The sequence below is a fragment of the Pseudomonas vancouverensis genome, assembly GCF_004348895.1.
GTDB lineage: Bacteria > Pseudomonadota > Gammaproteobacteria > Pseudomonadales > Pseudomonadaceae > Aquipseudomonas > Aquipseudomonas vancouverensis.
On sequence record NZ_RRZK01000034.1, the window covers coordinates 1 to 9,662 of the forward strand.

A 9,662-nucleotide genomic window follows, 5' to 3' on the forward strand; every position below is an offset into this window, starting at 1 on the left:
GTCCGCTTCTAGCACACCCAGGTCCGTGCCCCTCGGCAGTGCCACAGCCGAAGAACCCGGCTTCTACATCGTTCCGAAAAGCACCACCCGCGAACAACTCGAAGCCGACCTGTTCACCCTGCGCGACCCGGCGGTGATGGGTAAATTCAAACTGCTCAACCCCTACCGGCACGAGGTCAGGGCCGGCTCGATGATCGTGCTCGGCGACCCCAGCAACTACCAGTGCACCCTTGAAGAAGCCCTGCTTATGGGCGTGGCGGCCAGGACCAATCAGATCCTCGAAACCCTCAGCCCGGAAGAAGCGGATTTCATGGTGCAGCACCGGGAGGTCATCCAGAGCCTCCTGACCTATGGCTCGCAAGCCGTCGGTGTCGGCGCGAGTGTTTTCAAGAACAACCTGGACAACGTCAGCGACACCCTGAAAAAAATTGAAGCGCTGCATCAGCATTCCTTTTTGCGCGATGGCCACCTGAGTTCACCGACGTTTCTGGCCGAACGGCAAAAACTGTTCGCCACACTCGATATCCACATGACCAGCCTGACACGCAAAGGCATCGGCTTCCCCCACCATCCCGATTTGAATCGGGCGCTGTTTCTTTCGCCACCGAGCCTGGTGCACCGCTGGACCGAAGCGGGCGGCGTGGGGCAGATGCCGGGGTATGCGACTCATCTGGAGGGGGTGGCCCGGGCTTCCAAATACGTTCAGTACGGTGGTTGGGTTGGGACGGCTGTTGGGGGCGGGGCATCTGCCATGAAGGTGCAGGAAGTGTGCAGGGCAGGAAGTAGCGAAGCGTGTGAGCGGGTTAAGTTTACTGAAGCGGGTAGTTTTGTTGGAGGGATTGGTGGCGGCGTGTTCGCCGGTGCGATAAGCGCGCACATTGTCGGGGGAGTCTGCGTAGGACTTAGCGTGCCTACTGGGGGGCTGTCCTTGCTGGCTTGTGCTGTTTTAGTAACTGGGGCGGTATCCATTTCGGCAGGCTATGCTGGAGGGAAAGTTGGTGAAATTACAGCCGAAAAAATATATGAGTCTATTAATTGACATTGAGTGCAGCTGATACGTTATTTCTCGTCATAGGGGTTGTCGATATCTCAGGAATGTTTGCGGGAATCGGCTACATGCTTTTTCTCGCAAATACGAAGATGGATCTTCTGCAGAAAGCTTTTAAAAATAGCTGGGGTGTGACGGGGGCCGGATATGGTGGAGTGTGGGCAAAGTTAATGGTAGTTGGCCGTATATCAGGATACGTGACATTCTCGACTTTTTACATTGATCGTGGAGTTGTCAGTGCTGATGATTTGAAAAATTTGCCTATTTCACTAAGGCGAAAGCTAATGGCTTTGCAATGGGGTGGGATCGTTCTGTTAACTGTTATGTTTGGGCTCGCGTTGGCGGCGGAGTTGAATGTTGTATGATTTTACGCGAGGGAGGTTGTTCTTGCTTGGGGCAATAATGGGCGTGATGACTATGCCAAATTTGTATCTTCGCGATGGTGGGGCCGATGCTAAAGATTTAAAGGATTTTCCTGGTTGGCTTCGAAAAAAAGCTAATAATTTTGCACTGGGGCGGGGTTGTATGTCTTGTCTTATTGCTTGCGCTTTATGCAGCCGACACGCTGGGCTATATCGAGTAATAGTCGTGGTTAAGTTGTGAGCGGTTCTTTGGCTGACAGCAGAAAAGTTTGTAGGTGAGCGGGGGCAGGACGCACAGCTATTGCTGAAATTAAATTAAACCTGTCCCCTTATCCCCGGGTAGAGCGACTGGCTGGATAGGATTGTGCATAAATGAATTCCAAAGTAAAGAAATGCAAGAAGTGCGGAGGGCTGGATTGGGACGGTTTGTCGCTAATAGAGGGCGGGCGCTGTCTCTCCTGCAGGATAAAAACGGACGATATAGGGAGTTTCAATATGTTGAAGGAAGCACCGCTACGATTAAAATTGCTGCTCGGCGGAACTTCTTTGCTTTTTTTAGCGCTTTCAATTTATGCGATTTCTCATCAATATCTCGTGTTGCCAGGTGGTCCTCGTGGTCGAGATTGGCGGGTGGAGTTTTTGGGGCTTAGAGCTATTGTGCCGGCCTTGTCGTTAATATTTTTTTCTGTAAGTTTTCTGTCTTTGATTGTTTCCAATCACATCCGAAATCCCAACGAGAAAGTATTTAGAATAATAATAAAAAACTTCTTTTACGCTGGTTGGGTCTTCTATTTTATTTCTATATTTTTCTTTGGGAAAGAATATCGCAGCTAATGGTTCACCACTTGCAAATACGTCGCAAGCCTCACAGGGCGAAGCGGGGGCCGTTCACCGCTCAGCCACCAACCCCTGACTTGCCGCCCTGTAAAAGGTAAACTCCCCGCCCTGCGCAGGAGCAATCATGAATTATCGTCACGCCTTCCACGCCGGCAATCATGCCGATGTGTTCAAACACCTGACCTTGACCCGCCTCATCGCCCTGATGTCGCGCAAGGAGCAGCCGTTTGCCTATCTCGACACACACGCCGGCATTGGTCTGTACGACCTGCAAGGCGATCAGGCGAGCCGTACCGGTGAGTACCTGGAAGGCATTGCGCGTTTGTGGGATCAGCCGGATCTGCCGATCCTGACCGCCGATTACATGCAGGTGCTGCACGAGATGAACCCGGATGGCCAGTTGCGCTATTACCCGGGTTCGCCGGAGCTGGCGCGGCGGCTGACTCGCCCGCAGGATCGCGTGCTGATCAATGAGAAGCACCCCGAGGACGGCCAGTTGCTCAAGGAAAACATGGCCGGTGATCGTCGGGTCAAGGTGCACCTGGGCGAGGGCTGGCATGTAGCGCGGGCGATGTTGCCGGTGCAGGAGAAGCGCGCGGTGATGTTGATCGACCCGCCGTTTGAAAAGCTCGACGAGATGCAGCGTTGCGCCGCGTCGCTCAAGGAAGCGATTGGCCGGATGCGCCAGACCGTAGCGGCTATCTGGTACCCGGTGAAGGATCAGCGCGCACTGCGTCGCTTCTATCAGGACCTGGCCGGCACCGGTGCGCCGAAGCTGTTGCGGGTGGAATTGCTGGTGCATCCGCTGGACACGCCGAACAGCCTGAACGGCTCCGGGCTGGCGATTGCCAATCCGCCGTGGGGGCTGGAGGAAGAGTTGCGTGAACTGCTGCCGTGGTTGGCCGAGAAGCTCGGACAGACCCAGGGTGGGTGGAAGATGGACTGGTTGATTGCTGAAAGTTGATCGGTTGAATAAATGGCGTCTGATCAGACGCCATCTCTTGTAGGGGCGAGCTTGCTCGCGAAGGTCGTGAGCGAAAACCCGTAAACCGGATACCCGGCGCCGCTCTTTTGTTTTTCGCGAGCGTGCTCGCTCCTACAGGGTTAGCAAAATCAGATTGGGCAGGTCACGCCTGTGCCGCCGATTCCGCAGTAGCCTTCCGGGTTCTTCGCCAGGTACTGCTGGTGATAAGCCTCGGCGTAGTAGTAGGTCGGGGCTTCATCGATTTCGGTGCTGATCTCACCCAGGCCGGCCTTGGACAGTTCCGCCTGGAACGCAGCCTTGCTCTTCAGTGCGGCGTCCAGTTGCTCTGGCTTGGTCGCGTAGATGACCGAGCGGTACTGGGTGCCGATATCGTTGCCCTGGCGCATGCCCTGGGTCGGGTTATGCAGTTCCCAGAACATCTTCAGCAGCTCTTCGTAGCTGACTTTCTCTGGCTCGTACACCACCAATACCACTTCAGCGTGGCCGGTCAGGCCCGAGCAGACTTCTTCATAGGTCGGGTTTGGTGTGTAGCCGCCGGCGTAGCCCACGGAGGTGCTGTATACGCCTTCACGCTGCCAGAAGCGACGTTCTGCGCCCCAGAAGCAACCCAGGCCGAAGATGGCGAATTCGACGTTGCCAGGGAACGGGCCCAGCAGCGGGTTTTTGTTGACGAAGTGTTCGTCCGGAACCTTGATCGGGGTTTCGCGGCCAGGCAGAGCTTGATCTTTAGTCGGTAGCACGTTTTTGTTCACCAGAATTTCCGAGCGCAGAACCATGATCAGTCCTCTCAGTCAGGTTGGATGTGTTTAATCAGACCGTCAGTGTGCCCAATGATGCCAAGTTAATCACTACCCAAAACTTTGGTGTAGTCAGGCAATCGGACCACGCGGGTAGCGTTTGAGCTTTTCGATCAGCTCGGCGCCGGGGATCGGACGGTCGAACAGGTAGCCCTGGCCGACGTCACAGCGATGGCGGCGCAGGAACGCCAACTGTTCGGCGGTTTCGATGCCTTCGGCCACGACCTTGAGTTTCAGGTTGTGGGCCATGGCGATCACCGCGGAGGTGATTTCCATGTCGTCCTGGTTGTCCGGGATTTCGTGGATGAAGCTGCGATCGATCTTGATGATGTCGATGGGGAATTTTTTCAGGTAGCTGAGCGACGAGTAACCGGTACCAAAGTCGTCCATGGCCAGGGTCAGGCCCAGGCGCTTGAGTTGGTCGAGCTGCAAGTGAGTGTCTTCGGTGGCTTCCAGCAGCAGGCCCTCGGTGAGCTCAAGTTCCAGCAGGTGCGCCGGCAGTGCTTCTTCCTTGAGGATGGTGGCAATCGATGACACCAGGTCGGGGTCGGAGAACTGCTTGGGTGACAGGTTGATCGCCACTTGCAGGTTGCCCAGCCCGGCGGCGCTCAGTTCTTTACTCATGCGGCAGGCCTGGCGGGCGATCCATTTGCCGATGGGAATGATCAGTCCGGTTTCTTCGGCCACGCTGATGAATTGGTCCGGGCGGATCATGCCTTTTTCCGGATGGTCCCAACGCAGCAGCGCCTCCATCCCCAGCAAACGACCACTGCGCAGGCACAGCTTGGGCTGGTAGAACACGTCGAGTTCGTTCTGGGTCAGGGCGCGGCGCAGGTTGTTTTCGACGAACAGTTTGTAGCTGGCCTCGGCATTCAGCGCTTCGGTAAATACCTGCACCTGATGTTTGCCGTTGGCCTTGGCCTTGTGCAATGCCAGGCCTGCGTTGCGCATCAGGGTTTGCGGGTCGCGGCCGTGCAGTGGCGCGCAGGCCAGGCCCACGGAACCGGTGACGCTGATCAACTGGTTGTCGACGAACATCGGTTTGTCGAGGGTCGCCAGCAGCTGGTTGGCCACTTGCTGGCCCACGGTGAGATCGCTGTTGTCCAGCAATACCGCAAACTCGTTACTGGCGAAGCGCGCCAGGCTGCCGCTCGGGATCAGGCTGTTGCGCAGGCGCCGGGCCAGGCTGATCAGTAGTTTGTCACCGGTCTGGTGGCCGAGGCTGTCGTTGATCCGCTTGAAGTTGTCGATGTCCACCAGCAGCAGGCTGATCGGGGCATCGCTGTCCCGGGCAAAACGCTCGTCGAGGTTACGGATGAACGCCGGGCGATTGCCGAGGTTGGTCAGGTTGTCGGTGTAGGCCAGGCGCTCGATGCGTTGCTGGGCGAGCTTGGTCTGGGTGATGTCTTCGTAAATGCCGATGTAGTGGGTCAGCTCGCGGTTGTCGCCATAGACCTTGGAAATCGACAGTTGGCCCCAGTAGGGTTCGAGGTTTTTCCGGCGGCTCTTGAATTCGCCCTGCCAGCTGTTGCTCTTGGCCAGCGCCGAGGGCGCGTCGAACAGCAGCTCGCTGAGGTTTTCCAGGGCCGGCAACTCCGCCAGGCGCTGGCCATGCACTTCTTCGGTGCTGTACTGGGTAATCGCGGTGAAGCTCGGGTTGACGTACTCCACCACGCCATCGCAATTGACCAGCAGAAAGGCGTTGGCACTTTGCTCGACGGCGCGCTGGAACAGGTGCAGGGCGCTGGTGGCGGCGCGGCGATTGTGGTTGCTGATGACTTGGGCGAACTGGTCGGCCAGTTCACCGGCGAAGGCGATTTCGTCCGACTGCCAGGCGCGGGTGGCGCCGGTCTGCTCCAGGCACAGGACGCCGACCACCTGGCCGTCGACGCGGATGCTGGCGTCGAGCATCGCGTTGACATCACGCGGACGCAGACTTTCGGCCATTTCCCGGGTGCGTGGATCGCGGATCGCATTGTGCGCGTCGATGGCTCGGCCGGTGTGCAAGGCGTCGAGATAGTCGGGAAACTCACTGGCGTCGATCGGCTGCGGCAGCAGGTATTCCTGGGTCGTACGGTAATAGGCGGAAATCGGCACCAGCGTTGACCCTTCGAGGTGCCACAGGCTGGCGCTGTCGATTTCGTAGATATCGCAGGCGCTGCGGGTGATCAGCTCGGCGGCTTCCTGCAGGGAGTTATTGCTGCTGTAGCGCTGGCGGGTCAGCAACAGGATCAGGTCCTGCTGGGCGCGCACGCGATCCAGGTGCAACAGTTGTTCCTGCTGGGCACGTTGATTGAGTTCGAGGGCGATTTGCAGGCGCGAGTTCTGGGTTTCCAGATCCAGCGCTGGTTGCAGCGTGTCACCCTCGAACAAACCGTCGATGACCAGCAGATAGCCACGTAGCAAGTGTCGATTGTGCTGTTTGTAGGCTTCGCCGAGTTCCAGCAGGTTCAGGGCGCCGGAAGCGGTGTGCAGGGTATAGCGGATCAGGTAGTGCGTGCTTTCGCTCAATTGCTGCTGCACGGCGTCATGCAGCTGATAGCGCGCTTCCGGCTCCATCAGGCTGGCGTACGGCGAGCCCACCAGGGCACAGAGCTCCACGGCCGGCAGGCCGAACTGGCGTTCGCAATTGGGATCAAGAAACAGCAGCGCCCAGCTTGGTTCATTCAGCCGTTCGAAACGCAGCATGCCGAGCCGTGAGGGCACCGGCAGCTGCGTCACTACCTCGGCCACCATACGGCTGGCGGCATCGGGTTGGCTTTTCATGGAAGGAACTCGCTTCGAATATGCTGATCGCGCCGGGCTCTCGCCCTCATAACTGTTGCCTGCGGCAAGGTTGCATCATTGCAACACCGACTGACAAGAGAGATGAAGGCCAAGTGCTATAAGAATATGTCGGCCGGCATGAAGATTTCTGCAGTTATCCGGAAAAAGTAGCGTTTTAATCGAAATAATTCGAAGTTCTGCCGGCTTTGCCAGGCCAGTCCGCGGTGAGTCCGGTCAGCGCAGCTTGATGCTTGTCGATTGCAACGGCTTGCCCTCGCGGTCGAGGTAGTTCACGTAGACATGCTCGGTATCGACGATCAGGTGCGCGAAGTTGTCCTGGCTGATCACCGGGCTGGTCAGCTCGTGCCGGTATTCGCCTGCGGCCGTCGAGGCCAGTGGCTGGTCAAGGATGAAGGTGGCCGTCGTCGCGTAGGGCAGCAGCCAGCTGTTGCATAGCGGAGACGACACGATGGTGTGGACTTCGAATTCCGGGTCTTCGCTATGGGTGAGCCGGCTGGTGAGCGAGCCGTGGACATCGCCGCTGATAAAGAAGACGTTCTTGAGGCGATGAGTTCGGATGGTTTCCAGCAGTCGTAGTCGTTGCTCGGGAAAGGCTTTCCAGGCGTCATCGCCCATGCGCTTGCGGTCAGGGTAGAACATGACACTGGTGACCACGAACTTGACCCGTGCCGGGCTGTGGATAAGCCAGTCAAAGAGCGCTTGTTCCTGACGCTGATCGAGAATGTATCGGTCCGGAACTGAAAGGTTGCGTTCGGTTCGACTGTCAGTGACAAACCATTCGATATCGCCGTCGGTGAATGTGTACCAGTATTTTTCGAGTGGCTTGATGGCTTGTCCATTGGTGAGCATTGCGTGGGCCGGGCTGTGACTGGCTTGATACAACTCATAGGCCTGCATGGCGTTTATATATAACGCAGTATCTAATTCACTCTTGTTGGCAGGCCAGTTGTCTTCTATTTCGTGATCGTCAAGGATCATGTAAGTGGGTACGCCAGACATTACTTGCGCGATATGAGGCTGCGAGAAAGCCGCGCGGTATTTGGCGAGGATCGCCTTGAGATCTTTATCGGGCGTAATGGCATTCAGGTCGTCCAGATAGACTTGATCCCCGGTCATCATCAAGGCACTGACCGGCGGTGTGGCCTGCTGTACCAGGCGTGAAATCGAGGCGAAGATCCTGTCACCCCAATGGGGGAGGACGGCCACTCCGGCGCTCATGCGCAGGTAACGACAGGAGCCGATGATGTACGCCCTTGGCACGGCCGCCCGGCTGGAGCGGGTGAGCAATTGATAGACCTGCTGCGGCCATTGCAGCGGCAGTTCTTGCAAGCTCTGCGTGGTATGGCTCGGGCTTATGGCGTTGAACCATCCGCACTGATACTCGTATCGGGTTTCGGCAGCAAGGTCGTCCAGGGCAAAGACTGCGCACATATCCTGCTTTGCCGTGAGTTCTATAAAAATAACGGGTGACCAGTCTTCTTCGCCTTTTTGTCGATAACGAAGACCGGCGAATACCGGCGCATTGCCTTTCATTTCTCCACGAATGAATATTCGAGCGTGGTCAGTCGTTGTATGGCCAATGATGGGGCCAACGGTTGGTTTAAACATATTGAGTCCGTTCGATTGTTATAGGCTGTGAAAGTCAGGCGAAGTTAAATGGATTTAAATAAGCCTGGTTATTGGGCCTTAAAACATACCCGAGCGAAACGAACTGAAGTTGTGGGTAATATCAGCCACAACTGTAGGAAGGTGGTTTTCTTTCAGACAAAAAAAGCCCCGCCAAATGGGCGGGGTTGAGGTACGAGCGTGGCTCGGAAACGTGGAACGCGAGTGGCCCTCCGGTAAAGGAGGGCCATCCGGTATTACAGGAGCATGGTGCGGATGTCGCCCAGCAGGTCGCTCAGACGCTTGGTGAAGCGTGCAGCAGCGGCGCCGTTGATCACGCGGTGATCGTAGGACAACGACAGTGGCAGCATCAGTTTCGGCTGGAAGGCCTTGCCGTCCCAGACTGGCTGGATGGTTGCCTTGGAAACACCGAGGATCGCCACTTCCGGCGCGTTGACGATCGGCGTGAAGCCGGTGCCGCCAATGTGACCGAGGCTGGAAATGGTGAAGCACGCGCCTTGCATCTCGTCCGACGAGAGCTTCTTGGTCCGGGCTTTTTCGGCCAGGGAAGCGGCTTCGGCGGCCAGTTGCAGCAGGCTCTTCTGGTCGACGTTCTTGATGACCGGTACCAGCAGGCCATCCGGGGTGTCGACGGCGAAGCCGATGTTCACGTATTTCTTGCGGATGATCGCTTTGCCGCTTGGCGCCAGCGAGCTGTTGAAGTCCGGCAGTTCCTTGAGCAGGTGGGCGCAGGACTTGAGCAGCAACGGCAGCACGGTCAGCTTGACGCCAGCCTTCTCGGCAACCGCTTTCTGCGCAACGCGGAACGCTTCCAGTTCGGTGATATCCGCCGAATCGAATTGCGTCACGTGTGGCACGTTCAGCCAGCTGCGGTGCAGGTTGGCGGCGCCGACCTGCATCAGGCGGGTCATCGGCACTTCTTCGATTTCACCGAAGCGGCTGAAGTCCACGACCGGAATCGGCGGGATGCCCGCGCCACCGGTAGCGCCGCCAGCAGCGGCCGGTGCTTCCTTGGCCTTCTGCATCATGGCTTTGACGTAGACCTGCACGTCTTCTTTCAGGATGCGACCGTGCGGACCGCTGGCACCCACGGCGCTCAGCTCGACGCCGAACTCGCGAGCCAGTTGACGCACGGCAGGGCCGGCGTGAACTTTGGCGCCCGGCTTGGCTGGTGCGGCAACCGGAGCGGCAGCAGCAGGTGCGGCGGCAGCCGGAGCAGC

General features: G+C 57.5%; 8 protein-coding genes. 4 read left to right on the plus strand and 4 right to left on the minus strand.

The window, feature by feature from the left end:
- From EIY72_RS26635 to EIY72_RS26650, 4 genes are all read left to right on the plus strand, one after another.
- On the plus strand, positions 1-1,039 hold a 1,039-nt coding region (locus tag EIY72_RS26635; RefSeq protein WP_132680185.1), incomplete at its 5' end, for a PAAR domain-containing protein.
- The gene (locus EIY72_RS26640; RefSeq protein WP_093227338.1) at positions 1,036-1,413 is read left to right on the plus strand and encodes a hypothetical protein; all 378 of its coding nucleotides are present in this window, start codon (positions 1,036-1,038) and stop codon (positions 1,411-1,413) included. The genes EIY72_RS26635 and EIY72_RS26640, both read left to right, overlap by 4 nt.
- Before the next feature lie 369 nt (positions 1,414-1,782).
- Positions 1,783-2,244 (plus strand): hypothetical protein, encoded by a 462-nt coding sequence (locus EIY72_RS26645; RefSeq protein ID WP_132680186.1) that lies wholly within the window; start codon positions 1,783-1,785, stop codon positions 2,242-2,244.
- Between the two features lie 127 nt (positions 2,245-2,371).
- Positions 2,372-3,211 (plus strand): 23S rRNA (adenine(2030)-N(6))-methyltransferase RlmJ, encoded by an 840-nt coding sequence (locus tag EIY72_RS26650; protein ID WP_093227335.1) that lies wholly within the window; start codon positions 2,372-2,374, stop codon positions 3,209-3,211.
- 149 nt (positions 3,212-3,360) lie between these two features.
- Here the strand turns inward: EIY72_RS26650 and msrA are convergent, their stop codons facing one another.
- From msrA to EIY72_RS26670, 4 genes are all read right to left on the minus strand, one after another.
- Positions 3,361-4,008 carry a peptide-methionine (S)-S-oxide reductase MsrA gene (gene msrA / locus EIY72_RS26655; RefSeq protein ID WP_093227332.1) on the minus strand — a complete coding sequence of 216 codons (648 nt, stop codon included), beginning with the start codon at positions 4,006-4,008 and terminating at the stop codon, positions 3,361-3,363.
- Between the two features lie 93 nt (positions 4,009-4,101).
- Entirely contained in the window at positions 4,102-6,795 is a 2,694-nt protein-coding gene (locus EIY72_RS26660; RefSeq protein ID WP_093227329.1) for a putative bifunctional diguanylate cyclase/phosphodiesterase, read from the minus strand.
- Positions 6,796-7,029: 234 nt separating this feature from the next.
- Positions 7,030-8,424: an alkaline phosphatase D family protein gene (locus EIY72_RS26665; protein ID WP_093227326.1), complete on the minus strand. Its 1,395-nt coding sequence runs from the start codon at positions 8,422-8,424 to the stop codon at positions 7,030-7,032.
- 254 nt (positions 8,425-8,678) lie between these two features.
- Positions 8,679-9,662 (minus strand): 2-oxo acid dehydrogenase subunit E2 (locus EIY72_RS26670; RefSeq protein ID WP_207919405.1); only part of this gene is annotated, 984 nt, incomplete at its 5' end.

What these genes read in the sequence shown, in the direction of transcription:
- msrA (WP_093227332.1), bottom strand. Translation starts at nt 4,008, where the DNA reads ATGGTTCTGCGCTCGGAAATTCTGGTGAACAAAAACGTGCTACCGACT.
- EIY72_RS26660 (WP_093227329.1), bottom strand. Translation starts at nt 6,795, where the DNA reads ATGAAAAGCCAACCCGATGCCGCCAGCCGTATGGTGGCCGAGGTAGTG.
- EIY72_RS26650 (WP_093227335.1), top strand. Translation starts at nt 2,372, where the DNA reads ATGAATTATCGTCACGCCTTCCACGCCGGCAATCATGCCGATGTGTTC.
- EIY72_RS26665 (WP_093227326.1), bottom strand. Translation starts at nt 8,424, where the DNA reads ATGTTTAAACCAACCGTTGGCCCCATCATTGGCCATACAACGACTGAC.
- EIY72_RS26645 (WP_132680186.1), top strand. Translation starts at nt 1,783, where the DNA reads ATGAATTCCAAAGTAAAGAAATGCAAGAAGTGCGGAGGGCTGGATTGG.